The sequence below is a fragment of the Ruegeria sp. K11 genome (genome assembly GCF_056531905.1).
This window is the reverse complement of the sequence record NZ_JBQFMP010000009.1, coordinates 55,294-81,490: the sequence shown is the minus strand read 5'-3', so window position 1 is coordinate 81,490 and position 26,197 is coordinate 55,294. Positions and strand designations below refer to the sequence as shown.

The window sequence follows — 26,197 nt, the reverse complement described above, 5'->3', positions numbered from 1 at the left end:
GACGCAGATTCGGTTTCCAACTGGTTAACGTGTCTCACCCGCCATGCGCGCTGTGGCGCGGCGGACCATCATATGCAGCACAATCGAGAACACGCCCAGCGTCAGCATCGCGGCGAACATCAGATCGGTCTTGGCGCGGCCATTGGCCAGCAGCATCAGGTAACCCAACCCTTGCGAAGATCCGACCCATTCGCCGATCACGGCCCCAATCGGCGCATAAACCGCCGCCAAGCGCATCCCCGAAGCCAGCGAGGGCAGGGCCGCCGGGATACGGATATGCCACAAAACCGCGCGCGGGCTCGCTTGCATGGTGCGGGCAAGGTCCAGATAGCCCGCAGGCGTCCGCATCAGCCCATCAAAAAAGGACGAAGTAATCGGAAAATAAATAATCAGAACCGCCATCGCGACCTTGGACCAAAGCCCATAGCCCAGCCACAGGGTCAGCAGCGGGGCCAATGCAAAGACCGGCAGCGCCTGCGTGAACACCAGCATAGGCTGCACTAACACCCGCGCGGCGCGTGAATTGGCCAGTTGCAACGCCGTCACCACGCCCAAAACGGTTCCGACGGCCAGACCGATGACCACTTCAACCGCCGTGATCCAAGTGTGTTCGGCAATCAGCCAGCGGTTCTGCCACCATGTCTCGGCCACCAGCGCGGGACCGGGCAGGATGAATTTTGGCAGCCCTGTCAGACTGACAATCGCCTGCCAGATGGCCAGCGCAAACACCGTTGCCGCAAGTCCCGAGAGCAGTTTCATGCGGCTTCTCGCAGCAGCTTGAGCAATGCGCCTTGTGTTTCCAGCGTTTCAAGATCATCCACATGGCGCGGCGCGGGGGCCGAAGGCGGATCGCACGGGGTCAAACCCTGCTCAGTCATCACCACGATGGATTGGCCCAGACGCGCGGCCTCGGCCGGATCGTGGGTGACCAGCAGAACAGTGCGGCCCTGCAGTACCTCGGCCGCCAAATCCTGCATGTCGGCACGGGTGCGGGCGTCGAGCGCTGAAAAGGGCTCGTCCAGCAGCACGATGGGGCGGTCCTCCATCAGCGTGCGAGCAAGGGCCACGCGTTGCCGCTGACCTCCCGAAAGCTCAGCCGGTTTCTTGGTCAGGTGATCCTGCAGACGCATCCGCTCGATCAGCCGGTCCCGGCGGGCCAGGTCAACGGTTTCACCCCGCAAGCGCGCGCCCAGCGAGACGTTCTGCGTAACCGTCGCCCAAGGCAGCAACAAATCGTCCTGCGCCATATAAGCCACGCGCTCGGGCACAGGCTCTCCATCGCTCGCTGTGATCTGGCCGCGGAAGTCAGCCCCGGTTTCCAGCCCGGCAATCAACCGCAGAATCGTGGTTTTCCCTACGCCCGATCCGCCCAGCAGGCAGGTCCAGTGCCCCGACCCAAGAGTCAGGGTCAACGGCGCGAACAAGGTCGCGCCGTCGATGGTGGCCGTACCGCTGATGGTCAGATCGGGCGCAGAGGTCATGGGGTCAGGCCCATTTGCCAGAAATTGACCTCAAGCTCGGTCGCGGTGTGGAAAGTCTGGCAAAGACGATCCCAGCGCGGTGAGGCTTCGAAATCCGCCCCGATGCGACGTGTTAGAGCCTGATCAAGCAATTCTCCGACCGCGTTACACGCGCCTTGGTAATCTTCACCGGCATAGGTGTTGATCCAGTCCCGATAGGTGTCCGAGCTCGCCTCACTCGCGAGTCGCGCACCGATCTCGCCATAACCCATCACGCAGGGCGCAAGCGCTGCAAGCAGGTCCAGCAGATCGCCACTGTATCCGGCCTCGAGCACAAACCGCGTATAGGCCAAATTCTCGGCCCGTTCCGGCGTCGCGAACAATTCCTCTTGAGATATCCCTGCCGCTTTGCAGATACCGATATGCAGTTGCATCTCTTCGGCCACCAGCGCGTTGACAGTACCCACCGCGGTCAGCATTTCCGAATGAGTCTCGGACTTCACCACCGCCAGCGCCCAGGCGCGGGAAAAGTGGATCAGGAACACATAATCCTGCCGCAAGTAATGCAGGAACGCCGCGCGCGGGAGCGTGCCGTCCTTCAGCCCTTCGACAAAGGCGTGGCGGGTGTAATCCCGCCACGGGCCCTGCGCGGCATCTCGCATCAGGGCGAAGGCTTTGCCATATCCGCTCATTGCGCGGTCACGTCGATGGCGATGTCACTGACCGGGTTCAAGCTGTCGATCATGCCGCTGTCCTTCAGGAACTGCTCGAACCTTGCATACCGGCCCGCATCAAAACCCGCCGGACGCAAGGCGAACCGGGGCAGCGTGTCAACCCACGCGCGCGCGTTCAGCTCGTCCTGCAGCTCAGGCGACGTGGCCGAGAAGATCTCCCAGCTTTTTTCCGGGTTGTTCACGATATACTGGGTCGCTTTTTCGGTCGCGGCCAGAAAACGCGCCACCTTGTCCGCGTCCATGGTTTCAGGGTTGGCGACATAGATCAGCTCGTCATATGAGGGGATGCCTTCCTCTTCGATATAAAAGCACCGACCCGCGACGCCTTCGATATCCATCTGGTTCAGCTCAAAATTGCGGAACGCACCGATCACGGCATCGACCTGTTTGGTCATCAGCGAGGGCGACAATGAGAAGTTGACGTTGATCATCTCGATCTCATCCAGACCGATATCATGCTGGCCCAGCAATGTGGTGAGGATCGCCTCTTCGACACCGGCAACCGAGAAACCAATCTTCTTACCACGCAGGTCGGCCAGCGATTGGATTGGGCCGTCTTCCAGAACCAGAAGACAGTTCAGCGGCGTGGCAACCAGCGTGCCGACGCGTTTCAGCGGCAGGCCCTCGTGGATTTGCAGGTGCAGTTGCGGCTGGTAGGACACTGCCAGATCGGCCTGACCGGCGGCGACCAGACGGGGCGGAGCGGACGGGTCGGCAGGCGGGACGATTTCGACCTCAAGACCTTGCTCGGCGAAATAGCCATTTTCCTGCGCTACGATGATCGGGCCGTGATCGGGGTTGATGAACCAGTCCAGCAGAACGGTCATCTTGTCCTCGGCCCAAGCGGGCGCGGCGGCCAGCAAGGCAATTGCGGCGATCAGTTTCTTCATAGCTCGCGTTTCCTTTTTTCACGAGGTTGAGGCCGCGACGAGGACAATCTCGCCCGGCCAATCCGGTTCAATCTGTTCAGCCGCGCGCCACGCGCGCAGGCCGGTGGCACAGCACAGGGCCAGTCTTCTACCATTGTTAGACGCTATTTTATTCAACTGTTCAGGTGAGATGCGCTGTGCAGCGGGGTGCACAGGAGTCGGTGCTTCGTCAGCGCCCCGCAGTTCAATGATCTGATCCTCTGCCGTCAGTTGACTGGCAGAGAGGAAGCGGAAACAGCTGCTCGGCTCGGGCGCATTGTCAAAACGGAAACTGCTGCTGCGCAGGGTGCGGCCATCATATTGCACCATCTGACCCAGAGGCGACGGGCCGATGCCCAAAAGCAGGTTCAGTGCCATTTGCGCCTGCATCGCACCGATGGTTCCAACCACCGGACCTAGAACGCCCGCCGTGGCGCAACTGGCCCCGCTCTCCGGCGCATCCGGAAACAGAGCGCGTAGCGACGGAGCCCCGCCACAGAACCCACCGACATAACCCGACAGACCCAGAACCGAGGCACTGATCAACGGTTTGCCCTGCGCTAGACAAGTATCCGACAGGATATAGCTGGCCGCATAGCTGTCGGCGCAATCGAGGATTACGTCTGCTTGCGTCACCATATTACTGGCATTTTCACTTGTTAGAGCCTGTTTTTGACCGGTGACATCCACCTCACCATTCAGGGCGCGACACCGATCCGCCGCGATCTCGGCTTTGGGCTGACCGCAATCCACCTCGGCAAACAAAGTCTGGCGATGCAGATTTGACAGATCGACCGTATCACCATCCACAATCGTGATCCGCCCGACGCCTGCCCCGGTCAGCAATGGCAAGACCGGCGCAGCCAGCCCTCCGGCCCCCACAACGAGAACCCGCGCTGTCGACAGGCGGGCCTGTCCCTCGGAGCCTATTTCAGGCAGCAACGTCTGGCGGGCATAGCGGCTCATCTGGTGACCTCGATCCACTGACGCACCCGCGCCTCGGGGTCGTCGTTCAGGGTGATATCCGTGACGACCGAGACGATATCCGCCCCCGCCTGCAACACGCCAGGTGCGCGTTCCACGCTGATCCCGCCGATCCCGACCAGAGGGATATTACCCACGCACGCCTTCCATTCGGTGACGCGCGGCAGACCCTGCTGATGCCATTTCATCTTTTTCAGGATGGTCGGATAGACCGGGCCCAGCGCGACATAATCCGGGTCCATGGCCAACACCCGCTCAAGCTCATCATCGTCATGAGTGGATACGCCCAGTTTAAGCCCCGCCTTGCGGATGGCTTTCAGATCGGCATCGTCCAGATCCTCCTGCCCCAGATGAATCCAGTCGCAGCCCAGATCAATCGCCTGTTGCCAATAGTCGTTCACCACCAGCACCGCGCCATGGTCCCGGCACAGATCGCGCGAGGTGGCAATCTGGTCGCGCACCACATCCTCGGGCTGGTCCTTGATACGCAGTTGCACCAGCTTCACACCCAAAGGCAGCATTCGCCGCAACCAGTCCGAGTGATCAAAGATCGGATAGAAACGATCCAACGTCATGACAGAAAGGCCTTTCCGATCACAGGGGTTGAGGGTTCGGCCATATCCCGCGCCTCGATCGGGTCGGCCTGATAGGCCAGTTGCCCGGCCTCAATCGCGCGCATCATGGCGCGGGCCATCATCGCGGGGTCTCCGGCGCGGGCCACGGCGGTGTTCAGCAGCACCGCGTCATAGCCCAGCTCCATCGCGTGCGCGGCATGGCTGGGCAGGCCTATACCTGCGTCGATCACCAGCGGTATGTCGGGAAACTCCGCCCGCATCGCACGCAGGGCGTATTCGTTGTTCAGCCCCCGCCCCGATCCAATCGGCGCGCCCCAAGGCATCAGCACCTCGCACCCGGCCGCAAGCAGGCGTTCCCCCACGATCAGATCGTCGGTGGTATAGGGAAAGACCTGAAACCCATCCTCGGTCAGAATGCGCGCAGCCTCGACCAGTTGGAACACATCCGGTTGCAGGCTGTCGGTGTGGCCGATCAGTTCCAGCTTGATCCAGTTGGTATCAAACACCTCTCGCGCCATCTGCGCTGTGGTCACCGCCTCCTTCACCGTGTGGCACCCGGCGGTGTTGGGCAGGATCAACACGCCAAGGTCCTGAATCATCTGCCAAAAGGTCTGCCCTGCCCCGGATTCACGCCGCAGAGACACCGTGGCCACGCCCGCGCCACTGTCGCGAAACGCCTGTTCCAGAATGGCGGGGCTGGGATATTGCGCGGTGCCCAGCATCAGCGGGTTGGGCAGTTCGGTGCCGAAAAACCTTTTCATCCTCAGCCCCCCTGCATCGGTGAGACGACCTCAACCCGGTCGCCATCGGTCAGTTGATGAGCGATGCGCAGACTTGAGGGCACGAAGCTTTCGTTCACCGCCGTCGCGACACGACCCGAAAAGCCGCATTCCTCCAGCACCTCGGCCAACGTTTCCGCCTGCACCTCACGCGCTTCACCGTTAAGCACGATCTTCATCGACCATCTCCGAATGTTTGTTCTCAAGCGCCAGATCGGCCACGCCCTGCGCCAGCGCGGGGGCCAGCAGGTACCCATGGCGGTACAGCCCATTGGCATAGATTGTCCGACCCAAACGTCGGATACGCGGCAGGTTGTCCGGGAAGGCCGGGCGCAGATCCACGCCGATCTCCAGCACTTCGGCTTCTCCGAACGAAGGGTTCAGCGCATAAGCCGCACTGAGCAGTTCCAGCATCGAACGCGCGGTGATCCGGCTGCTATCCTCGGATTCGATCATCGTCGCACCCAGCATATAAATTCCATCCCCACGCGGCACGATATAGAGCGGCATCCGGGGATGCAGCAGACGCACAGGACGCGTCAGCGTAACGTCCGGGCAGCGGATCACCAGCATCTCACCCTTCACACCGCGCAGATCATGCAGATACTCACGCGCATGCAAGCCGCGACAGTCGATAGCGTTCTCCAACTGGGCTGGAGCAAGCTTCTTGTGAAACACCACGCCCTTACCCTTTAGTGCGCAATACAGATCGTGAAGTGCCTGACGCGGATCCAGATGAGCTTCATCCGGAAAATGAAGGGCCTTGCCGAACCCATGCAGATCAGGCTCTAATTTAGTGATTTTACCGCGATCAACTTCCGAAAACCCCTCGGTCCGACGTGCAAAACGGCGCAGGTCGGGCAGATCGCGCGCATTGGCCACCACCAGAGTCCCCTGCCGCGTCACACACGTATGCGCAGCCCACCAGTCGATGGCCGTTTTACCCAGACGCAGTACAGGTTCTTCGGCGTTTTCGAACTCACACCAGGGGGCCAACATGCCCCCGGCCCACCAGGAACATCCATGCGGCCCGGGCGGGCCGGCAGGATCGAAGACCTGCACCTTTGCGCCACGCGCCGTCAGTTCGCTGGCGATTGCCAACCCGGCCACCCCGGCCCCTATGATCGACCATGTCGTCACGCGGACCAAACCTGATGAAAATGATGCACTGGCCCATGGCCCCGCCCGATATTCAGCGCATCGGCTTGCGAGATCGCACCCTGAAGATACGCATGCGCCTGCGCGACCGCATCATTCAGAGGCAAGCCCTTGGCAAGCCCTGCCGCAATGGAAGAGGACAATGTGCATCCCGTCCCATGGGTGTTGCGAGTGTCCTGCCGAAGGGCCTGGAACGAAGTTACCGAACCCGACGCATCCACCAGAAGGTCATGGCAGACATCCCCTGCCCCATGGCCACCCTTCATCAGAACCGCCTGCGCCCCTATTGCGCAAAGCGCGCGGCCCTGCTCGGCCATCTCTACCCAGCCTGCTGCCTCATCCCCATCAAGCAGACGCGCCGCCTCGGGCAGGTTCGGAGTAAGGACGCTGGCGCACGGCAGAAGAACTTCGCTGAGCGTCTTAACAGCGTCTTCGACCAGCAAGGGATCTCCGGATTTCGCAATCATTACGGGATCAAGCACCACCGGTCCCTCAAACCCGGCAATACGATCAGCCACTGTCTGGATAATCTCGGGCGTTGCCAGCATTCCGATCTTGATCGCGCCCACGTCCAGATCGCTCAGAACCGCATCAATTTGCGCTGAGATCACATCCAAAGGAACACCGTGCGCCGCCGTCACGGCCTGAGTGTTTTGCGCGGTAACAGCCGTAATCACACTGGCCCCGTAAACGCCCAGCGCCGACATGGCCTTTAGATCCGCCTGTATCCCGGCCCCGCCGCCGCTGTCGGATCCTGCAATGGTCAGGGCAATAGCCACCATGTCGTTGCTCCATCATTCTGGGGCAACGGCGCATGGAAAACGTCTGTGTTCAAAAGACCGTTCCCTACGCCGGAATTGCCCGGATCAGGTTCGATGGGTTGACGCCGATACGCCTCTCAGCCTTGCAAACAAGGCACCCCAACGGTTGCGCGGAACATCTCAGGCGCGGCGTAAAGAATCAAGTGGTTTTTGCGAGGCTCTGCCTCGCGCTCCGGGATATTTGTAGCCAGATGAAGCTGGGGATCCAAACTTCATCTGGCCCAAAATATCCCGGGGGAGTCGCGGCTTGCCGCGGCGGGGGCAGAGCCCCCTATCACCTGCCTTACCCCTTCATCCCGTCCCAAAAGGACTTTACGGAGGAGAAAAAACTTTTGGACTCCGGGTGGTTATCTTCACCCAGATCTTCAAACTCTCGGAGCAGTTCTTTTTGGCGGCTGGTCAGATTGACCGGGGTCTCCACAGCCAGTTCGATGAACATGTCACCCACGCCACCGCCGCGCAGGGCGGGCATGCCTTTGCCACGCAGGCGCATCTGACGACCTGACTGGCTGCCGGCCGGAATTTGCACGCGACCGCGACCGCCATCGATGGTCGGCACTTCTATGGAACCGCCCAACGCCGCTTTGGCCATGCTGACCGGCACGCGGCAATAGAGGTTCACGCTGTCGCGCTCGAACAGTTTGTGGTCTGACACCTCGACAAAGATGTAGAGATCGCCCGGAGGACCGCCGCGCATTCCAGCTTCGCCCTCGCCCGCCAGCCGGATGCGGGTGCCGGTTTCGACACCGGCGGGGATGTTGACGGACAGCGCGCGTTCTTTTTCCACCCGACCGGCACCCTGACAGGTGGTGCAAGGGTTCTTGATGATCTGACCCAGTCCCGAGCAGGTCGGGCAGGTACGTTCAACCGTGAAAAAGCCCTGCTGCGCACGCACCTTACCCATGCCGGAGCAGGTCGGGCAGGTTGTGGGTTCAACACCGCCTTCCGCGCCCGAGCCATCGCAGGCCGAACAGGACACAGCAGCGGGTACGTTGATGGTTTTCTGTAGGCCCGAGAACGCCTCTTCCAGCGATACGCGCAGATTATAGCGAAGGTCGGATCCGCGAGCTGCGCGGCGTCCACCACCGCCACCCCGCTGGCCACCCATGAAGTCACCGAACAGATCGTCAAACACATCCGAGAACGCGCTGGAGAAATCACCCTGCCCGCCAAAACCGCCACCGGGACGTCCGCCGCCGGTTCCATTTTCAAAGGCGGCATGGCCAAAGCGATCATAAGCCGCTTTTTTGTCGGCATCGCGCAGGATGTCATAGGCCTCGTTAGCCTCTTTGAACTGCGCCTCGGCATCCGGGTTGTCTTTGTTGCGGTCGGGATGCAGTTCTTTGGCCTTCTTGCGAAAACCCTTTTTGATCTCGTCCGCCGATGCGCCCTTGGATACGCCGAGCACATCATAGTAGTCGCGTTTTGACATCAGTGTTTCCTTATGCCTCAACGTATTTGGGCCGGCCCGGTGTCCGGACCGGCCCGCATTGGCCCGGTTACCCGTTAGTTGCGCTTATCGTCGTCCAGATCTTCAAACTCGGCGTCGACAATGTCATCATCACCCGGCGCGGCATCTGCTGCTGCCGGTTCTTCTTCACCTTCTTCGGCTTGCGCCTTGTAGATGGCTTCGCCCAGCTTCATGGCCGCCTCAGTCACGTTCTGGATGCCCGACTTGATCTTGTCGGCATTCTCGGTTTCCAGCTCATCCTTCAGCGCGGCAATGGCCAGTTCGATCGCTTCGATCGTGGTCGGATCGACCTTGTCGGAATGCTCTTCCATCGACTTCTCGGTCGAGTGGATGAGGCTTTCCGCCTGGTTCTTGGCGTCGACCAGCTCGCGGCGTTCTTTGTCGGCTTCCGCGTTCTCTTCGGCGTCCTTGACCATCTTTTCGATGTCCTCGTCGGACAGACCGCCCGATGCCTGAATGGTGATCTTCTGCTCTTTGCCGGTGCCTTTGTCCTTGGCCGAAACCGAGACAATGCCGTTGGCGTCGATGTCGAAGGTCACCTCGATCTGAGGCATACCGCGCGGTGCGGGCGGGATGTCTTCAAGGTTGAACTGACCCAGGATCTTGTTGTCCGCAGCCATTTCACGCTCACCCTGGAACACGCGGATGGTCACGGCGTTCTGGTTGTCTTCGGCGGTCGAGAAGACCTGAGACTTTTTGGTCGGAATGGTCGTGTTGCGGTCGATCAGACGGGTGAACACGCCACCCAGCGTTTCGATCCCCAGCGACAGCGGCGTCACGTCCAGCAGAACCACGTCTTTAACGTCACCCTGCAGAACACCGGCCTGAATGGCGGCGCCCATGGCAACCACTTCGTCCGGGTTCACGCCTTTGTGGGGCTCTTTGCCAAAGAACTTGGTGACCTCTTCGATCACTTTCGGCATCCGGGTCATACCACCGACCAGAACAACCTCATCCACGTCGCCAGCCGACAGGCCCGCGTCTTTCAGAGCGGCCTGGCAGGGCTTCATCGACTTCTTGATCAGGTCGCCAACCAGCGATTCCAGCTTGGCACGGGTCAGTTTCATGACCATGTGCAGCGGCTGACCGTTCGACCCCATCGAGATAAACGGCTGGTTAATCTCGGTTTGCGAGGTCGAGGACAGCTCGATCTTGGCTTTCTCAGCGGCTTCTTTCAGACGCTGCAGGGCCATCTTGTCGGCAGACAGATCGACACCGTGTTCCTTTTTGAACTCATCCGCCAGGTAGTTGACGATGCGCATGTCAAAGTCTTCACCACCCAGGAAGGTGTCGCCGTTGGTCGATTTGACCTCGAACAGGCCGTCGTCGATTTCCAGAATGGTCACATCGAAAGTACCGCCACCAAGGTCATAGACCGCGATGGTTTGGGTTTCTTCCTTGTCCAGACCATAGGCCAGCGCAGCCGCTGTTGGTTCGTTGATGATCCGCAGCACTTCCAGACCGGCGATTTTACCGGCGTCTTTGGTGGCCTGACGCTGGGCGTCGTTGAAATAGGCCGGAACGGTGATAACCGCCTGCGTGACATCCTCACCCAGATAGCTCTCGGCGGTTTCCTTCATCTTGCCCAGAGTGAAGGCCGAGATCTGGCTTGGCGAGTATTTTTCACCGCGGGCTTCAACCCACGCGTCGCCATTTCCGCCATCAACGATGGCGTACGGCACCATTTTCTTGTCTTTTTCGACTTCGGCATCATCCACACGACGACCGATCAGGCGCTTGACGCCAAAGATCGTGTTGTCGGGGTTGGTGACCGCCTGACGTTTTGCAGGCTGACCGACCAGACGCTCATCTTCGGTGAAGGCGACGATCGAGGGCGTGGTTCGCGCCCCTTCGGCGTTCTCGATGACCTTCGGCTGCGAGCCGTCCATGATGGCCACACACGAGTTGGTGGTTCCGAGGTCAATCCCGATTACTTTTCCCATTTTTGCAATCCCTTTCTCTTCAAGGCGATGTCCCGAGGCCGGGACCCGTTATGGCATCCCTGCCCCGATCAGTTGTGCACGAATGGCTCTACACCATCGCGCGTCCCGGCGTATATAAGGGCGCAATCTGGGGCCTGCAAGCGTTCAGAAACGCTGGGTTTAGGGATTCTGTGGCCTTTTTTTGGCAAGGTTTTGGCAAGGTTTGGGGATTCTGGCATGGCGCGGCTGGTTTTGCGCGATTTCGATATCCGTAAAGGGTTTCTGGACGGGGACGCGCAGGTCCAGCTTGTCGAAGCGCTGCGCCCGATTCTGAAGGTCGCGCCCTTGTTCCGGCCCGTTACACCATCGGGCAAAGAAATGTCGGTGCGCATGACCTCGGCCGGGGCGTTGGGCTGGGTGACGGATCGGGGCGGCTATCGCTATCAGGCGCAGCACCCGCGCGGCATGGTCTGGCCCGAGATTCCACAACCCGTATTGGCGATCTGGCACAGGCTGGTTGGACGGGATCGCGACCCCGATTGCTGCCTGATCAACTACTACGGCGAGGGCACTAAAATGGGCATGCATCAGGACAAGGACGAGGCTGATTTCTCTTGGCCGGTTCTGTCGATCTCATTGGGCGATGACGCGCTGTTCCGCATCGGCAACACCACGCGCGGCGGCAAGACCGAGTCCATCTGGCTGAGTTCCGGCGATGTGGTGATCATGGGCGGACCCGCCCGGCTGGCTTATCACGGGGTGGACCGTATCCGGTTTGGCTCGTCCAGACTGTTGCCCAAAGGCGGGCGGATCAACCTGACGCTGCGTGTCGCCACCTAGCGGCGGGCATCCCAGCTTTTCGAGACCTGCTTGCGGGTGTAGAACTCAGCCAGCAATCCGATCATGGTCAGAACTATGCCGACCCAAAGTGCATATTCCCAACTGGAGTTGCGCGGGAAATAGTTGCGGAACACGAAACCGCGGCACTGGTCGATGATGTGAAACAGCGGATTCCACGCAAACATGGTCAGCATGAAACCGCCCAGCGCGTTGCCCACAAACATCTTGCCCGAGAACACCATGTTCATGCGGCGATAGACGTTCTTCAGAATGGCAACCGTATTTGGAAACCATGGCTTGAGCGCCAGAAACACCAGCCCCACGGAGCATCCGGTGAACCAGGCCAGCACCAACATCGCAAACGCCCCGCCGGGCTCCTGTATCTCCAGCGGAGAAACAGTGACGCTGTAGACGAACAGAATGACGATGATGGAAACAAGTTGGGTATAAAACGAACCAAAGGCAGCGGCCAATAACGCAACCATCATGTTCATAGGGGAATGCAAACGCATAGGGTTATTACCGTCACCGACGCCCCCAATCGCACCGGCCGCCTTGATATGCGTTATGAACAGGAAGACGCCACTCAGCAGAAAGAGAATGAACTCACCCCGGATTTTTGCCACCCGGGCGCCCATGAAAGACAAAATGAAATAGAAAGCCATGGCAACCAGGACCACCTGCAGGATATTCATCAATATCGCCACCACCGCATTGGCATGCTGGGACCGGATGTTGCGCACCACCGCGTGAAAAATCAGCTCTGCAGTGGTGAATGCCCCGCCCAGAAGTGACCGATTTCGCTTGTAGTGGAACACCTGTTGTCTCTTTCCTGCTGTGTCGCCGTCAATCTGGCACGAATTTCTTGCTGTTCCGTTTCCTTGGCATCATAAGTCCGTCAGGATTTTGGATCAACAAACCGCAATAACGGAGCTTTTTTGTGACCTACGACGCGCTTATTCCCGTCATCAGACGCCTGGCCCTGGAAGCCGGAGACAAGATCATGGAGATCTATGAGGCGGATGATTTTGACGTAAAGGTCAAATCCGACGCAAGCCCCGTGACCGAGGCGGACGAGGCGGCGGATGCGCTGATCTCAGCCGGGTTGCGCGAAGCCTTCCCCGACATCCTGCTGGTGACCGAGGAACAGGCGGACTCGCATTCGGAAAAGGGTGATACGTTCCTGATTGTCGATCCGCTGGATGGTACCAAGGAATTCATCAATCGGCGCGGCGACTTCACCGTGAATATTGCGCTGGTCGAAAACGGCGTACCCACGCGCGGTGTCGTTTACGCGCCGGCCCGGCAGCGAATGTTCTATACCCAGCCTGACGGTCAGTCGGTCGAGGAAACCGGGGCGCTCGACAAGACGCAACCCGGAGAGATTTCGGAAATATCAGTCTCTAAACCGGATAATTCGGCGTTGCTGATCGTCGCCTCCAAGTCGCATCGCGATCAGGCAACCGAGGACTACATCAACAAATATCGGGTGCAAGACAGCAAAAGCGCGGGCTCGTCGCTCAAGTTCTGTCTGGTCGCGACAGGCGAGGCCGATTTGTATCCCCGTGTGGGCCGCACGATGGAATGGGACACAGCCGCAGGTCATGCGGTTCTGTCCGGCGCAGGCGGCAACGTGGTGCGCTTTGATGATCATTCGCCGTTGACCTATGGCAAGGATGGCTATGCAAACCCGTTCTTCATCGCCTACGCTCCGGGCGTTGACCTTCAGGAGGCCTGATGTCCGTCGCCATTGTAATCCCCGCCCGCTATGCCTCGACCCGTTATCCGGGCAAACCGCTGGTGCCATTAACCGGGGCCAACGGAAGATCCATGACCCTGATCGAGCGATCCTGGCGTGCCGCTATGTCGGTTTCAGGCGCGGACAGAGTTGTCGTTGCAACAGATGATGACCGCATTCGCGAGACTTCCGAAGGTTTCGGGGCCGAGGTTGTCATGACGTCCGAGACATGCCGGAACGGCACCGAGCGCTGTGCCGAAGCGCATGGCGTTTTAGGGGAAGGTTACGACATTGTAGTGAACCTGCAGGGCGACGCGCCCCTGACACCACATTGGTTTGTCGAGGATTTGATAACCGGCCTGCGCGACGCACCGGATGCGGGTGTTGCCACGCCGGTATTGCGCTGTGACGGTGAAGCACTGAACAGCTTGTTGAATGACCGCAAACATGACCGTGTCGGAGGAACAACGGCCGTGTTCGGCCATGATCACAGCGCGATGTACTTCTCGAAAGAGGTCATCCCCTACACGTCTGACACCTACACCGATGCCGAGGCGACCCCGGTTTTTCACCATGTCGGCGTCTATGCCTACCGACCGGACGCTTTGGCAGCCTATCCCACCTGGCCGACCGGACCGCTGGAAACCCTGGAAGGGTTAGAGCAGCTGCGCTTCATGGAAAACGGTCGTAAAGTTCTGTGCGTCGAGGTCGAGGCCAAAGGCCGTCAGTTCTGGGAACTGAACAACCCGCAGGACGTTCAGAAGATCGAAGAGATGATGGTCGCGATGGGGCTGGACTAACGAAAAACGTGGGCAAGCCTTGCCGGAAAACCTTTATTAGAGACTAAAATGTACGACGTGACGGACACTGATCCAGAACGCAGACCCCGGGGTTTCAAGCAGAGGTGGTACAGGACAACTTACACCCCGCAACCATTGGATGGGTGTCGCAATATCGGCTGCGGCTGAAACGGCGGCGCCTTTTGTGGCGTTCGTTCCGAAGCCGCCATCAGTTGACCTGTCTGACAGACCGCACCCGATCCATCCGGCCAAACGCGATTCTGGCCGTCACGACGTTGCGAAATGAGATCACGCGCCTGCCGTGGTTCTTCCGTCATTACCGACGGCTGGGCGTTGACCACTTTCTGATCGTTGACAATGACAGCGACGACGGATCGGTAGCCTATCTGCTTGACCAGCCGGATGTCTCGTTATGGCAGACCGGTGCCAGCTATCGCGCAGCGCGGTTTGGGCTGGATTGGCTGACCTGGCTGCAGATGCGGTATTGTCACGGGCACTGGACGCTTATGGTGGATGCGGATGAACTGCTGATATACGCCCATCACGACAGGCATTCCTTGCAGGACCTGACGCGTAGGCTGGCCCAATCGGGGCAGACTGCCTTCGGGGCGCTGATGCTGGATCTTTATCCAAAAACTCCGCTTGGGGCGCAGGATTATGACCCCCAGACTGACCCGACCCATCTGCTCAACTGGTTCGACAAAGGACCTTACCGCGCTCAACGTCAGAGCCCGCTGGGAAATCTCTGGGTTCAGGGCGGTGTTCGCGAACGCGCGTTTTTTGCCAGCCGACCACATCGCTCGCCGACCTTGAATAAAATCCCCCTTGTCCGGTGGTCCCGTCGGTATGCTTATGTCAACTCAACCCACTCTGCTCTGCCCCGGTCGCTGAACTTTGCTTATGATGGCCCCGGCGGCTCTGTGCCCTCTGGCGTATTGCTGCATACCAAGTTCCTGCCCGAGATCATCGGCAAGTCGCGGATCGAGAAAGAGCGAAAGCAGCATTTTCACGATCCGGACGAGTTTAGTGCCTATTACGATGGAATATCAGCCCAACCCAACTTATGGACACCGCACTCTGTCCGCTATGAAAGCTGGGAACAGTTGGCGCAGCTTGGGTTGCTGCAACCGGGCGAAGACGGCCCGTAAGGCTCGGGGCGCAATTCGCGGGGAAGTAAACCGGATTTAAACCCGTTGCCTCGCAAGGTGTAAAAATGTCATAAAACGTTAATTGTCCGGCACCACTCAGGTTTCAACCACCCCGGGCATGCTCGCGTATCATATGAAGGTTGGGCCGTCGCGTGAGCCTATTGGATTCCTATCGCATGAGATTGCGGCGCAAGCGCCGTTTGCTGAGGTGCATCCGAAAGCGGCGCGAGGTGAAACCCTTGGCCAACAAGACCCCTACGATAAGACCTGACAGTGTTTTGTTGATGAGCGTTGTGCGCAACGAAAAAATCCGACTGCCGTATTTCCTACATTACTACCGGAAACTGGGCATCGACCACTTTCTGTTTGTCGACAACAACAGCGACGACGGTACCGCCGATTATCTGGTCGGGCAACCGGATGTCTCGGTCTGGCACACAACGGCCAGTTACAAACGTTCGACCTTTGGCATCGACTGGTCCAATTACCTGTTACGCAAATACGCGCACGGGCATTGGGTTCTGACTGTCGATCCGGATGAATTCTTTATCTACCCGTTTTGCGACACCCGCCCCATTCAGGCCCTGACCGGGTGGCTGGACGATACCGGGGTGCGCAGTTTCGGCACCATGCTGATCGATATGTACCCTGACGGCCCGATCGAAAACGCACCCTATCACGAAGGGCAGGATCCGTTCGAGATCGCCGCGTGGTTTGATTCCGGGAACTATATGATCTCGCGCAACCCGACCTATGAAAACCTTTGGATACAAGGGGGGCCCCGCAGTCGGGTATTTTTTCAGGAGAACCCCTCCAAGGCGCCGGCGCTGAACAAGATTCCGCTGGTCAAATGGCACCGGCGTTATGTCTATGTCAGTTCGACCCACGCCTTGCTGCCACGCGGCTTGAACCACGTTTATGAAGAACAGGGTGGCGAAAAGACAAGTGGCGCGTTGCTGCATGCCAAACTGATCAACACCCTGGGCGACAAAACCCGGGAAGAGCTTTCGCGCAAACAGCATTATCGGGCATCGGGTGAGTATTTGGCCTATGCCGAACAATTGAGCGGCAAGCCTGTTTTCTGGAACCAATGGTCCGAGAAATACATCAACTGGCGTCAGCTTGAAGTTCTGGGTCTGATGTCCAAGGGCAATTGGGCATGAGCGGTCTTGGTATCGTCATGCTGGTGCACACCGCTCTGGACCGCGCGGAACAGGTCGCGCGACATTGGACAGCCGCAGGCTGCCCGGTTGTGATTCATGTGGATCGCAAGGTCGAACCAGCCACGTTTGATGCATTTGTGGCATCCTGCGCCGACAACCCTCTCATCCTGTTTTCGGACCGCCACATTTGCGAGTGGGGCAGATGGGGCATTGTCGCCGCATCACAATCGGCGGCCGAGCTGATGTTGGATCGGTTCCCGGATGTTCGTCACGTGTACCTCTCATCAGGTGCCTGTTTGCCGTTGCGGCCCGTGCGCGACCTTGTGGAATATCTGGCGGATCGACCGCGTGTTGATTTCATCGAAAGCGCAACAACCCGCGACGTGACCTGGACCATCGGCGGGCTGGATCTGGAGCGGTTTACGCTGCGGTTTCCGTTTTCCTGGCGTAAGCAGCGCAAATTGTTCGACGCCTATGTCAGATTGCAACGGGCAACCGGACTGCGGCGCAAAGTCCCCGATGGTCTGGTTCCGCATATGGGTAGCCAATGGTGGTGCCTCACGCGGCAAACTCTGTCCGCGATCCTGCAAGACCCCAAGCGAAAAACCTATGACCGGTATTTCCGACAGGTCTGGATACCGGATGAAAGCTATTTCCAGACCCTTGCCCGGCTCTATTCCACGCATATCGAAAGCCGATCCTTGACCTTGTCGAAATTCGATTATCAGGGCCGACCCCATATGTTCTATGATGATCATATGCAGTTGCTACGCCGGTCCGATTGCTTTGTGGCGCGCAAGGTCTGGCCACGAGCAGAGCGTTTGTATCAGGCGTTTCTGACCGATCAGGACAGTGCGATGACACCGGCAGAACCGAACCCGGGCAAAATAGATCGCCTGTTCTCAAAGGCGGTCGAACGACGAACGCGCGGTCGGGACGGGCTGTATATGCAAAGCTGCTTTCCGCGTCAGGGCAAGGAATTTGGCCTGACGGCCTTTCCCTATTCCGTTTTTCAGGGATTTTCCGAGGTTTTTGAGGATTTCGAACCCTGGCTCGCTCAGGCAACAGGCGCGCGGGTGCATGGGCATTTGTTTGCGCCAGACCGGACGGAGTTCTTTGGTGAGACGGACTTGACCAACGGCGCGCTCTGCGACAGTGCAACGTTGCGCGACTATAATCCAACGGCGTTTCTGACCAATCTGATCTGGAACACCCGTGGTGAGCGACAGTGTTTCCAGTTTGGCCCGGCGGATTCCCAGAAGATCAACGCGTTTCTGGCCCGTGACAAGAATGCCCAAATGTCGATCATAACCGGTGCCTGGGCTTTGGCGCTGTTCCGGTCAAACCTGAATTTCTCCGACATCCGGTGCGAGGCCGCGCGCCTTCAGCAAATTGAAACCAAACAGCTTGAGATTCTGGATTCCGCCCGGGCCAAGGCCCGCATTCACATCTGGTCGCTGGCTGATTTCCTGGAAGCCCCGATGGAAGCTCTTTTCAGCGTGACCGAGGAAATTGGCCTTGCCGAACCGACCCACCTGTCTGAAGCCCCCAGACTGGTCGATCTGAGCGGCTTCGGAAAGTTCCTGCAGAACCTGAAGAACCAGGGTATGCATCCATACCTGATGGGAGATTTCCCACCCGATGACGTGTTTGGCCCTCAGACCCGGCGGTATCCAAAGCCGTATTTGGTGAAATAAGCCGACATGGGGTCAAAGTTCGACTATTTCATCGTCCTTGCGGATATGCGCACCGGCTCGAACCTGCTTGAGGCGCACCTAAATGCGCTGGACGGCGTCACCTGCTTCGGAGAGGCGTTCAATCCCTTTTTTGTCGGGTTGCCAAAGCTGGATGGACTGCTTGGCTTTGAACTTGAAGACCGTGAACGTGACCCCTTTGCGCTGATAGACGCCATACGAAACGCTCCGGGCGATCTGAACGGATTTCGGTTCTTCAGCGATCACGACATCCGTGTGCTGAGCCCTGCTCTGGACGATCCGCGCTGTGCCAAGATCGTTTTGTCGCGCAACCCTTTGGACAGCTATATCTCTTGGAAAATTGCGGTGGAAACCAAGCAGTGGCGGCTGGTCAACATCAAACAACGCCGAGAAGCGCTGGTCACATTCGACGCTGACGAATTTGCCGGGCAACTGGCGAACCGCGCACAGTTCCAGCAGACCATACGCAGCCATTTGCAGAAGACCGGGCAGACAGGGTATTACATCGACTATGACGACCTGAATGATCTGGACGTTCTGAACGGCCTCGCAACCTGGTTGGGTGTTGAGGCGCGCCTTGAGGCAACGAACCAAAAGCTGAAACGCCAAAACCCCGCTCCTGCGTTGTCCAAGGTCGCCAATCCACAAGACATGGAGCGCGCGTTATCCCGGCAAGACAGGTTCAACCTGCACCAGATCCCCAATTTTGAACCTGCACGCGGGCCTGCCGTATCCCGATATGTCTGCGCCGCATGCGCGCCTCTGATGTACCTGCCGATCCGGGGTGGGCCCGAGGATGAGATCACCACTTGGCTGGCCAATCTGGACCGGGCCGGGTCTGACGATGTTCTGACCGGACAAAACCAGAAACAGGTGCGTCACTGGATGCAGTCCAACCCACAGCACCGAAAATTTACAGTTTTGCGTCATCCTTTGGCTCGTGCGCATACGGTGTTTTGCAAACATATTCTCGGCACCGGTCCCGGCACCTATGTTGCCATCCGCAACATGTTGCAAAGGCGGTATAACGTGCCGCTTCCTGAAAAGGACAAACCAGAATCATATGGCGCCGATCAGCATCATGCCGCGTTTTCTGCGTTTCTCGATATGCTGGGGCCTATTCTGGCGGAACAAACACCCATTCGCGTTGACGGGACGTGGTGTGGTCAGGCGCAGACGCTGGAAGGTATGGCACGTTTCGCCTTGCCCGATGTTATATTGCGCGAAGAGGAGATTGCCGTTGCGCTGCCAAAACTGGCACGAGACATCGGTGTGGCGAACCCGCCCTCGGTACGTCCACCGCCAAATGACAAGCCGTATTCGCTTGTCCAGATTTACGACACCACTCTGGAACAAAAAGCCGAAGCTGCGTATCCCCGCGACTATCTGAGCTTCGGGTTCGGTCCATGGGCACCCATTGAAAACCGGATCATGGACGCAGAGTGATTATGGTGCCTTCAGTCACCATTGCGTAAATCTCTTCCATCTCTTCGTTTTTCACGGCGATGCATCCCGCAGTCCAGTCGACTGTTTTCTTCGCCCGCTTGCGTTCGGCGCGGCGGTTGGGTTGTCCGTGAATGAAGATATCCCCACCCGGGTCGACACCCGCGGCCCTTGCCTGTTCGATATCTTTTGAATTGGGATAGGAAATTCCCAGCGACAGATGATAGCGACTGCGCGGATTACGGCGATCAATCCGATAGGTTCCCTCGGGCGTGCGTCCGTCGCCTTTCTTGGTCTTCGTGCCCGCCGGGGCAAAGCCAAGATCGACCTTGTATTCCTTCAAAATCTGCTCGTTATGCAGAAGATAAAGCTTGCGCGCGCCCTTGTTGATGACCAACGAGGTCACCTCGGGGCCATCATAAGCCAGAAATCTGGGGCTGGCTGAGGCACATGCCGAAAGGCTCAGCGTGGCCACCGCACCCAATCCAAATGCTCGACGATCCATGAGTTTCACTGCCTGCTGCTCTTTTTTTGCAAGTATTACGTCAGACCCGCCAAAACGGAAATCACTTTTTGATGTGTGCCTGTTCGGTTAGACGGCGTTCGATGGATTCCAGCCGCTCGAGCACCTCGTCGCGATAGGCATCGGTTCTGACCTCATCCTCGGCATGGTGTGCGTCCTGCATCGAATTCACGATCAGACCGACCAGCAGGTTCACCACGGCGAAGGTGGTCACCATGATGAAGGGCACAAAGAACAGCCAGGCGTAGGGATAAACCTCCATCACCGGGCGGACGATGCCCATGGACCAGCTTTCCAGCGTCATGATCTGAAACAGCGTATAGGCCGACAGACCCAGATCGCCGAACCAGTCGGGGAAGGTGGCCGAGAACAGTTTGGTCGAGATCACCGCGCCGATATAGAACAGGATCGCCATCAACAGGAACACGCTGGCCATGCCTGGCAGGGCCGAAATGAAGCCTTCGACCACCCGGCGCAGGCGTGGCGCAACCGAGATCACCCGCAGCACCCGCAAAATCCGCAGCGCCCGCAGCACCGAGAGGGCCCCGGCGCTGGGCACCAGCGCGATGCCCACGATGATGAAATCAAAGATATTCCAACCGCTTGTAAAGAACCTGCGCCCGGTCGCGATCAGTTTCATCGCGATCTCCGCGACAAAGATGGCCAGGCACAGCTTGTCCAGCGCCACGATCAGGGGGCCCGCAACCTCCATCAACGTGGGTGAGGTTTCCATGCCCAGCAGCACCGCGTTGAACATGATCACGCCGGTGATGAATTTCCCGAAAGCGGGCGCTTCGATGATGGGCAGCAAGCGTTGGGCGATCCCCATGCGGGTGTCTCCTGTCAGGATTTCGGGTTCAGGGCGAACCGGGCGGCAAGTTCGGTGTGTGACGACCATCGAAATTGGTCAACCACCTGTACCCATTCAAGGGTGTATCCCGCGTTAACCAGCGTCTTTGCGTCGCGGGCAAAGGTCACAGGGTTGCACGAAACATAAGCAATCACTGGGCGTTTCGCCTGCGCCAACTCGCTCACCTGCGCCTCGGCCCCGGCGCGCGGCGGGTCAAGGACCACCGCGTCGAATTTTTTCAACTCGTCCGGCATCAGCGGGCGGCGGAACAAGTCCCTCGTCTCGGTCGTGACCTGTTTCAGACCTTGTGCCCTGCGCCAGCCCTGATCCAGGGCTTTGGTCATCTCACCCTCACCCTCAACCGCGTGGATTTCGGCGGTTTGCGCCAAAGACAGGGCAAAGGTTCCGCAGCCCGCGAACAGATCGGCGATACGCTTTGCGCCCTGCGTTGCCTCGGAAACAGCTCGTGTTAGAGCCTGTTCTCCGTCCTTCGTGGCTTGCAGAAAGGCCCCCGGCGGCGGCACGACAGCGGCAGGGTCAAATCGTTGGATCGGGGGTTCGCGCATGGCGATCACCTCCCCCTCCCAACTCAACCGAGCGAGGCCGTGGTGTTCGGTCGCCTGTGCCAGCGCCAGTTCCAGCGGGCCGTCCAGTGGCTTGCCGCCTTTGACCGACACGTCCAGCCCAACGTCGGACAGGATCAGCGTCACGGCCAGAACGCCCTTGCGGCTGCCACCCAGCAGCGCCAGCGCCTGAGCGACCGGAATGGCGGCGATCAGGTCGAGATGCAGCAGGCGGCAATCGGGGATCTCGGTGATCGTATCGGATGCGCGACCGTGGAACCCGGCCAAAGTGCCCTTCTTGGTACGCCGCACGGCGATGGTGGCGCGGCGGCGCGAACGGTCGGGCGAGGTGTGAATGGGCCGCATCGGGGCATCGAGCCCCTGCGCGGCCAGCGCGTTGCGCACCACGTCGACCTTCCAATCGGCAACAAACGCATCCGATGCGTGCTGCAACTGGCAGCCGCCGCAGGCCTTATAGTGCCGACAGGGCGCTTTCACCCGCTGGTCCGAGGGTGTTTCGACCCGGATATCGGTCAGCATTTGACCAACCAGCGTGCCACTGACCACCTCACCCGGCAAGGTACGCGGGGCGTAGACGGGTCCGTCGGCGATGCCGTCACCCTGATGGCCAAGGCGGGTTATGGTGTATTGCTGCGTCATGGGGGCCTGATACCGGGGGATTGCAGGCAACAAAACCCCTTTGGGTCCTTTGCGTGTACTTTGGATCGAAATACGCTGTCTCTCCCTACGGTCGAACGCGCATTCCGATGCTTGATTTGTGAGAAACGCAAAGGCCCCTTATTCTGCCGCTTCTGCCTGAATGAACCCGCCAGACTGACGGTGCCAGAACCTTGCGTATAACCCGCCGCGCTCTAGCAGCGCACCATGCGTGCCGCTTTCAACGATATGCCCCTGATCCAGCACGATGATCCGATCCATCTCGCTGAGAGTCGACAGGCGGTGGGCGATGGCGAGCACCGTCTTACCCTGCATGACCCGATGCAGCGCGGCCTGGATCGAGGCCTCGACCTCGGAATCCAGCGCCGAGGTCGCCTCGTCCAGCACCAGTATCGGCGCGTCCTTCAGAATTGCGCGGGCCAGAGCGATCCTTTGCCGTTGACCGCCGCTGAGCTTCACGCCCCGCTCCCCCAGATGCGCGTCATAGCCCTTGCGGCCCTGCGCGTCCTCTAGGCCAAGGATGAATTCATGCGCTTCGGCCTTGGTGGCGGCCTCGATCATCTCGGCCTCGGTCGCGTCCGGGCGACCGTAGAGGATGTTCTCGCGCGCGGACCGGTTGAACATCGCGGTTTCTTGCGTGACCATCCCGATCTGACGGCGCAGACTGTCCTGCGTGACCGTCGCGATATCCTGCCCGTCGATGCGAATAGCGCCTTTTTCCCCGTCATAGAGTCTGAGTAGCAGCGAAACCAAAGTGGACTTCCCTGCCCCCGACGCACCGACGATGCCCAGTTTTTCACCCGGGGCAGCGGTGAAATGCAAGTCCGACACGCCGCCCACATCGCGGCCATAGGCAAAGCTGACGTGATCGAACGCAATCTCTCCGTCAGACACCGCAAGCGGGGCGGCATTTGCGACGTCCTCGACACGGTCGCGTTTGGTCAATGTGTTCATCCCGTTCTCGATCTCGCCGACATTGGCATAAAGCCCCATCAGCGTGAAACTGACCCAGCCCGTCATTTGCGAGATGCGCACAGACACGGCCCCCGCCGCCACAATATCGCCGGTGGTCGCATTGCCCGCCTGCCACAGCCACAGGGTCGCGCCGATCAACATCACCGGCAGCACTCCGGCCAGCGTCATCAGGATGAACCGGAAACTGGCCGAGAGCAGACCGAAATCCAGTGCCTTTTTACGCAGGTCGACCAGCGCGGTGCGGGCAGCCTGATCCTCGTGCCGGGCATGGGCAAACAGCTTGACGGTCTTGATGTTGGTGATCGTATCCACGATCTGCCCCGACACCATCGCCCGCGCCCCGGCCCGCGCGCCCGAGCGTTTGCGGATGCGCGGCAGATACCAGCGCACCAGCAGGAAATAGACGGTCAGCCACAGCACAAAGGGCAGCATCACCAGCGGATGAATAGACCCTAACAAAAGCAAAGAGCCCGCAAGTGAGGCCAGTGCGAACACAATCGCACTGATCGTTTCCGAGACCACCGAAGTCAGCGCGGTCGCGGTCTGAACCTGTTTCTGTGCGATCCGTCCGGCAAAATCATCGTCGAAATAGCTGACCGACTGGCCCAGCGTCCAGCGGTTCAGTTTGGCCAGAACCAGCGGCGGGATGTTGGGCATGACCACGTAGTTGTTCGAGAACGCTGAAAGGCCAAAGAACACCGGGCGCAGCAGCATGAAAAACGCCACCGCCCCGAGGATCATCCACAGATTGCTGCCGGTCAGAAACGCATCCGGCCCTCCGAGCGTCGCCACATCGATCACCCGGCCCAGAATCCACGCTGTCCCGGCCTCCATCGCGCCTGCGGTGGCCGAGAACAGGGCGGCGACAAACAGCATCGGCCACGCGCCGGACAGGGCCCAGCGAATGAACGCCCCCAGCTTTTGCGGCGGGGGCGTGTCGGCGTCTTTGAACGGTTGGATGAGGTCGGCAATCCTCATTCGGCGGCCTCCGGGTTCAGGAAGCCCCCAGATTGCCGCGCCCAGAACTGAGCGTAAAGCCCACCCTGCGCCAACAGGTCGGAATGGCCGCCCTCTTCGACGATGCGGCCGCCATCCATGACCAAGATGCGGTCCATCTGCGCGATGGTGCTGAGCCGGTGGGCGATTGCGATCACGGTTTTCCCCTGCATCATACCGTAGAGCGTTTCCTGTATCGAAGCTTCGACTTCGGAATCTAGGGCAGACGTCGCCTCATCCAACAGCAAAATCGGCGCATCCTTCAGGATCACCCGCGCCAGCGTCACCCGCTGCCGCTGACCACCCGACAATTTCACACCGCGTTCACCTACATGGGCGTCGTAACCCTTGCGTCCCTGCGGGTCCTGCAGATCGAGGATGAACTCATGCGCCTCGGCCTGTTTGGCGGCGGCGATCATCTGTTCCTCGGTCGCGTCAGGTCGACCATAGAGGATGTTGGCCCGAACCGAACGATGCAGCAAGGCGCTGTCCTGCTGCACCATGCCGATATGGCTGCGCAGACTGTCCTGCGTGACCTTAGCGATATCCTGACCGTCAATCAGTATCGCACCCCGTTCGACGTCATAAAACCGCAAAAGCAGCTTGACTAGGGTCGACTTACCGGCACCCGAGCGCCCGATCAGGCCGATCTTTTCACCCGGCTGGATGGTCAGGCTGACATGATCCAGCCCACCGGTTTCGCGGCCATAATGGTGCGACAGGTCGCGGATTTCGATCTGGCCTTTCTCCAACCGCAGGGGTTTTGCATCCGCATCATCCAGCAAGCCAACCGGCTGCGCGATGGTCTGCATCCCTTCGGCAACGATCCCCAGTTCACGAAAGAAACTGGTCAGCGCCCACATGATCCAGCCGGTCATCGAGTTCAGCCGCAGCGTCAACGCCGTGGCCGCCGCAACCACGCCAACCGAGGCGCTACCCTGCATCCACAGTGCAATGGCCCAGCCGCATACGCCGACGATCAGGAACCCGTTCAGTGTGACCAGCGCCGCATCCATGATGGTGAAAATCCGCATCTCGATCTGAAAGGTGCGGCGCGTTTCCTCGATCGCCTCACGCGCATAATCCATCTCCTGCGTATCATGCGCGAACATCTTGACCGAGTGGATGTTGGTATAGCTGTCCACCACCCGTCCCGTCACGGTCGAGCGTGCATCGGACGCCGCCTGCGAAGCCGGGCCGACGCGATTGACCGTCCACGCGACCAGCGCGCCATAGAATACGAACCAGATCAGTAAAGGCAGCAGCAGCCGCGCATCCGCTGCAATCAGCAGAATCGCCGCACCGATCATGTAGGCCAGCGCAAAGGAAATGGCGTCGAACACCTGAAACACCACCTCGCCAGCGGCGGGCGGCGTTTGCATGATGCGGTTGGCGATACGCCCTGCGAAATCGTTCTCGAACCAGCCAACCGATTGACGCAGAACGTGTTTATGCGCTCGCCAACGGATCAATGTGCCAAAGTTGGGCAGGATCGCGTTGTTCAGCAACAGCACATCAACCACGTGCAACAGCGGCCTGAGGAACAGGACAAACAGCGCAATCAGCACCAGTTCAGTCCCGTGCGCCTGCCACAGTTCCGCAGGTGAGCCGTTCAGCAGATCGACGATGCGGCCCATATAGTAGATCAGCCCAAGTTCAACCGCCGCAACGATGACCGAGATCAGCGCGGTCCAGGCGAAGACGCGAAAAAATGGCCGTGAATATTCCAGCATGAAGGGCCACAGCCGCGTCGGCGGCGTGTCAACTTCATCATAGGCGACAAAAGGGTCTACAAGATTTTCGAAATAGCGAAACATAGAGGGTGCTCCGATTGAGCAGATAATAGGTCATGCGAAGAAAGATGGCGTCTGAACACCACCCCTACGGGTCAAGTGTTCAGCCTTAGCTGTCCCAGATCCCGTAATACATTCGCAGTCCTCCCTCGTGTTTGAG

25 protein-coding genes and 1 riboswitch are annotated in these 26,197 nt (G+C 59.3%); of the genes, 7 read left to right on the top strand and 18 right to left on the bottom strand.

Annotated features, from left to right (window positions below; all coding sequences use genetic code 11):
- Positions 1 to 24: 24 nt before the first annotated feature.
- From ACR0K4_RS15365 to dnaK, 12 genes are all read right to left on the bottom strand, one after another.
- Positions 25 to 759: an ABC transporter permease gene (locus tag ACR0K4_RS15365; RefSeq protein WP_480854675.1), complete on the bottom strand. Its 735-nt coding sequence runs from the start codon at positions 757 to 759 to the stop codon at positions 25 to 27.
- The gene (locus ACR0K4_RS15360) at positions 756 to 1,481 is read right to left on the bottom strand and encodes an ABC transporter ATP-binding protein (protein ID WP_480854674.1); all 726 of its coding nucleotides are present in this window, start codon (positions 1,479 to 1,481) and stop codon (positions 756 to 758) included. Before ACR0K4_RS15360 ends, ACR0K4_RS15365 begins: the two co-directional genes overlap by 4 nt.
- Complete coding sequence (tenA, locus tag ACR0K4_RS15355) at positions 1,478 to 2,152, bottom strand: thiaminase II (protein WP_480854672.1); 675 nt, start codon at positions 2,150 to 2,152, stop codon at positions 1,478 to 1,480. The genes ACR0K4_RS15360 and tenA overlap by 4 nt, the downstream gene beginning before the upstream one ends.
- Positions 2,149 to 3,084, bottom strand: a complete 936-nt coding sequence (locus ACR0K4_RS15350) for an ABC transporter substrate-binding protein (protein ID WP_480854671.1) — start codon at positions 3,082 to 3,084, stop codon at positions 2,149 to 2,151. The genes tenA and ACR0K4_RS15350 overlap by 4 nt, the downstream gene beginning before the upstream one ends.
- A gap of 18 nt (positions 3,085 to 3,102) precedes the next feature.
- Entirely contained in the window at positions 3,103 to 4,068 is a 966-nt protein-coding gene (locus ACR0K4_RS15345; RefSeq protein ID WP_480854670.1) for a HesA/MoeB/ThiF family protein, read from the bottom strand.
- A complete protein-coding gene (locus tag ACR0K4_RS15340) occupies positions 4,065 to 4,661 on the bottom strand; it encodes a thiamine phosphate synthase (protein ID WP_480854669.1) in 597 nt (198 codons plus the stop codon). Before ACR0K4_RS15340 ends, ACR0K4_RS15345 begins: the two co-directional genes overlap by 4 nt.
- Entirely contained in the window at positions 4,658 to 5,422 is a 765-nt protein-coding gene (locus tag ACR0K4_RS15335) for a thiazole synthase (RefSeq protein WP_480854668.1), read from the bottom strand. The genes ACR0K4_RS15340 and ACR0K4_RS15335 overlap by 4 nt, the downstream gene beginning before the upstream one ends.
- Before the next feature lie 2 nt (positions 5,423 to 5,424).
- Positions 5,425 to 5,619 (bottom strand): sulfur carrier protein ThiS, encoded by a 195-nt coding sequence (thiS, locus tag ACR0K4_RS15330; protein WP_480854667.1) that lies wholly within the window; start codon positions 5,617 to 5,619, stop codon positions 5,425 to 5,427.
- Complete coding sequence (locus ACR0K4_RS15325; RefSeq protein ID WP_480519817.1) at positions 5,603 to 6,580, bottom strand: FAD-dependent oxidoreductase; 978 nt, start codon at positions 6,578 to 6,580, stop codon at positions 5,603 to 5,605. Before ACR0K4_RS15325 ends, thiS begins: the two co-directional genes overlap by 17 nt.
- Positions 6,577 to 7,380: a bifunctional hydroxymethylpyrimidine kinase/phosphomethylpyrimidine kinase gene (gene thiD, locus ACR0K4_RS15320; RefSeq protein ID WP_480854666.1), complete on the bottom strand. Its 804-nt coding sequence runs from the start codon at positions 7,378 to 7,380 to the stop codon at positions 6,577 to 6,579. The genes ACR0K4_RS15325 and thiD overlap by 4 nt, the downstream gene beginning before the upstream one ends.
- A gap of 44 nt (positions 7,381 to 7,424) precedes the next feature.
- Positions 7,425 to 7,531: riboswitch (TPP riboswitch) on the bottom strand.
- Between the two features lie 171 nt (positions 7,532 to 7,702).
- Positions 7,703 to 8,851, bottom strand: a complete 1,149-nt coding sequence (dnaJ, locus tag ACR0K4_RS15315) for a molecular chaperone DnaJ (protein ID WP_480854665.1) — start codon at positions 8,849 to 8,851, stop codon at positions 7,703 to 7,705.
- A gap of 74 nt (positions 8,852 to 8,925) precedes the next feature.
- Complete coding sequence (gene dnaK / locus ACR0K4_RS15310) at positions 8,926 to 10,833, bottom strand: molecular chaperone DnaK (protein WP_480519811.1); 1,908 nt, start codon at positions 10,831 to 10,833, stop codon at positions 8,926 to 8,928.
- A gap of 216 nt (positions 10,834 to 11,049) precedes the next feature.
- On the opposite strand from dnaK, the gene ACR0K4_RS15305 reads away from it, so the two are divergent.
- The gene (locus ACR0K4_RS15305) at positions 11,050 to 11,652 is read left to right on the top strand and encodes an alpha-ketoglutarate-dependent dioxygenase AlkB family protein (protein ID WP_480854664.1); all 603 of its coding nucleotides are present in this window, start codon (positions 11,050 to 11,052) and stop codon (positions 11,650 to 11,652) included.
- On the opposite strand, the gene ACR0K4_RS15300 is transcribed toward ACR0K4_RS15305, so the two are convergent.
- Entirely contained in the window at positions 11,649 to 12,470 is an 822-nt protein-coding gene (locus ACR0K4_RS15300) for an ABC transporter permease (protein ID WP_480519807.1), read from the bottom strand. The two genes, ACR0K4_RS15305 and ACR0K4_RS15300, sit on opposite strands and share 4 nt — an antisense overlap.
- Positions 12,471 to 12,592: 122 nt before the next feature.
- On the opposite strand from ACR0K4_RS15300, the gene cysQ reads away from it, so the two are divergent.
- From cysQ to ACR0K4_RS15270, 6 genes are all read left to right on the top strand, one after another.
- On the top strand, positions 12,593 to 13,390 hold the full coding sequence (cysQ, locus tag ACR0K4_RS15295; RefSeq protein ID WP_480854663.1) for a 3'(2'),5'-bisphosphate nucleotidase CysQ: 798 nt from the start codon (positions 12,593 to 12,595) through the stop codon (positions 13,388 to 13,390).
- Positions 13,390 to 14,190: a 3-deoxy-manno-octulosonate cytidylyltransferase family protein gene (locus ACR0K4_RS15290; protein ID WP_480519803.1), complete on the top strand. Its 801-nt coding sequence runs from the start codon at positions 13,390 to 13,392 to the stop codon at positions 14,188 to 14,190. Before cysQ ends, ACR0K4_RS15290 begins: the two co-directional genes overlap by 1 nt.
- Positions 14,191 to 14,294: 104 nt before the next feature.
- Positions 14,295 to 15,338 (top strand): glycosyltransferase family 2 protein, encoded by a 1,044-nt coding sequence (locus tag ACR0K4_RS15285; protein WP_480854662.1) that lies wholly within the window; start codon positions 14,295 to 14,297, stop codon positions 15,336 to 15,338.
- Positions 15,339 to 15,514: 176 nt separating this feature from the next.
- Positions 15,515 to 16,501 carry a glycosyltransferase family 2 protein gene (locus tag ACR0K4_RS15280; RefSeq protein ID WP_480854788.1) on the top strand — a complete coding sequence of 329 codons (987 nt, stop codon included), beginning with the start codon at positions 15,515 to 15,517 and terminating at the stop codon, positions 16,499 to 16,501.
- A complete protein-coding gene (locus ACR0K4_RS15275; RefSeq protein WP_480854661.1) occupies positions 16,498 to 18,198 on the top strand; it encodes a DUF5927 domain-containing protein in 1,701 nt (566 codons plus the stop codon). Before ACR0K4_RS15280 ends, ACR0K4_RS15275 begins: the two co-directional genes overlap by 4 nt.
- 6 nt (positions 18,199 to 18,204) lie before the next feature.
- Positions 18,205 to 19,662, top strand: coding sequence for a nodulation protein NodH (locus ACR0K4_RS15270; protein ID WP_480854660.1), 1,458 nt, complete (start codon positions 18,205 to 18,207; stop codon positions 19,660 to 19,662).
- On the opposite strand, the gene ACR0K4_RS15265 is transcribed toward ACR0K4_RS15270, so the two are convergent.
- From ACR0K4_RS15265 to ACR0K4_RS15245, 5 genes are all read right to left on the bottom strand, one after another.
- Positions 19,646 to 20,164: a L,D-transpeptidase family protein gene (locus tag ACR0K4_RS15265; protein ID WP_480519795.1), complete on the bottom strand. Its 519-nt coding sequence runs from the start codon at positions 20,162 to 20,164 to the stop codon at positions 19,646 to 19,648. The genes ACR0K4_RS15270 and ACR0K4_RS15265 overlap by 17 nt on opposite strands.
- A gap of 61 nt (positions 20,165 to 20,225) precedes the next feature.
- Positions 20,226 to 21,011, bottom strand: coding sequence for an ion transporter (locus tag ACR0K4_RS15260; protein WP_480519793.1), 786 nt, complete (start codon positions 21,009 to 21,011; stop codon positions 20,226 to 20,228).
- Positions 21,012 to 21,025: 14 nt separating this feature from the next.
- Positions 21,026 to 22,255 carry a class I SAM-dependent RNA methyltransferase gene (locus tag ACR0K4_RS15255; protein ID WP_480854659.1) on the bottom strand — a complete coding sequence of 410 codons (1,230 nt, stop codon included), beginning with the start codon at positions 22,253 to 22,255 and terminating at the stop codon, positions 21,026 to 21,028.
- Between the two features lie 138 nt (positions 22,256 to 22,393).
- A complete protein-coding gene (locus tag ACR0K4_RS15250; RefSeq protein WP_480854658.1) occupies positions 22,394 to 24,226 on the bottom strand; it encodes an ABC transporter ATP-binding protein in 1,833 nt (610 codons plus the stop codon).
- Entirely contained in the window at positions 24,223 to 26,061 is a 1,839-nt protein-coding gene (locus tag ACR0K4_RS15245; RefSeq protein WP_480854657.1) for an ABC transporter ATP-binding protein, read from the bottom strand. Before ACR0K4_RS15245 ends, ACR0K4_RS15250 begins: the two co-directional genes overlap by 4 nt.
- Between the last annotated feature and the right edge of the window lie 136 nt (positions 26,062 to 26,197).

Coding starts and splice junctions, on each gene's coding strand:
- dnaJ (WP_480854665.1), bottom strand. CDS start 8,851: ATGTCAAAACGCGACTACTATGATGTGCTCGGCGTATCCAAGGGCGCA.
- ACR0K4_RS15280 (WP_480854788.1), top strand. CDS start 15,515: ATGAGATTGCGGCGCAAGCGCCGTTTGCTGAGGTGCATCCGAAAGCGG.
- dnaK (WP_480519811.1), bottom strand. CDS start 10,833: ATGGGAAAAGTAATCGGGATTGACCTCGGAACCACCAACTCGTGTGTG.
- ACR0K4_RS15350 (WP_480854671.1), bottom strand. CDS start 3,084: ATGAAGAAACTGATCGCCGCAATTGCCTTGCTGGCCGCCGCGCCCGCT.
- ACR0K4_RS15275 (WP_480854661.1), top strand. CDS start 16,498: ATGAGCGGTCTTGGTATCGTCATGCTGGTGCACACCGCTCTGGACCGC.
- thiS (WP_480854667.1), bottom strand. CDS start 5,619: ATGAAGATCGTGCTTAACGGTGAAGCGCGTGAGGTGCAGGCGGAAACG.
- ACR0K4_RS15260 (WP_480519793.1), bottom strand. CDS start 21,011: ATGGGGATCGCCCAACGCTTGCTGCCCATCATCGAAGCGCCCGCTTTC.
- ACR0K4_RS15270 (WP_480854660.1), top strand. CDS start 18,205: ATGGGGTCAAAGTTCGACTATTTCATCGTCCTTGCGGATATGCGCACC.
- ACR0K4_RS15305 (WP_480854664.1), top strand. CDS start 11,050: ATGGCGCGGCTGGTTTTGCGCGATTTCGATATCCGTAAAGGGTTTCTG.
- ACR0K4_RS15290 (WP_480519803.1), top strand. CDS start 13,390: ATGTCCGTCGCCATTGTAATCCCCGCCCGCTATGCCTCGACCCGTTAT.
- ACR0K4_RS15335 (WP_480854668.1), bottom strand. CDS start 5,422: ATGAAAAGGTTTTTCGGCACCGAACTGCCCAACCCGCTGATGCTGGGC.
- ACR0K4_RS15345 (WP_480854670.1), bottom strand. CDS start 4,068: ATGAGCCGCTATGCCCGCCAGACGTTGCTGCCTGAAATAGGCTCCGAG.
- tenA (WP_480854672.1), bottom strand. CDS start 2,152: ATGAGCGGATATGGCAAAGCCTTCGCCCTGATGCGAGATGCCGCGCAG.
- ACR0K4_RS15340 (WP_480854669.1), bottom strand. CDS start 4,661: ATGACGTTGGATCGTTTCTATCCGATCTTTGATCACTCGGACTGGTTG.
- ACR0K4_RS15265 (WP_480519795.1), bottom strand. CDS start 20,164: ATGGATCGTCGAGCATTTGGATTGGGTGCGGTGGCCACGCTGAGCCTT.
- ACR0K4_RS15365 (WP_480854675.1), bottom strand. CDS start 759: ATGAAACTGCTCTCGGGACTTGCGGCAACGGTGTTTGCGCTGGCCATC.
- thiD (WP_480854666.1), bottom strand. CDS start 7,380: ATGGTGGCTATTGCCCTGACCATTGCAGGATCCGACAGCGGCGGCGGG.
- ACR0K4_RS15360 (WP_480854674.1), bottom strand. CDS start 1,481: ATGACCTCTGCGCCCGATCTGACCATCAGCGGTACGGCCACCATCGAC.
- ACR0K4_RS15250 (WP_480854658.1), bottom strand. CDS start 24,226: ATGAGGATTGCCGACCTCATCCAACCGTTCAAAGACGCCGACACGCCC.
- ACR0K4_RS15255 (WP_480854659.1), bottom strand. CDS start 22,255: ATGACGCAGCAATACACCATAACCCGCCTTGGCCATCAGGGTGACGGC.
- ACR0K4_RS15245 (WP_480854657.1), bottom strand. CDS start 26,061: ATGTTTCGCTATTTCGAAAATCTTGTAGACCCTTTTGTCGCCTATGAT.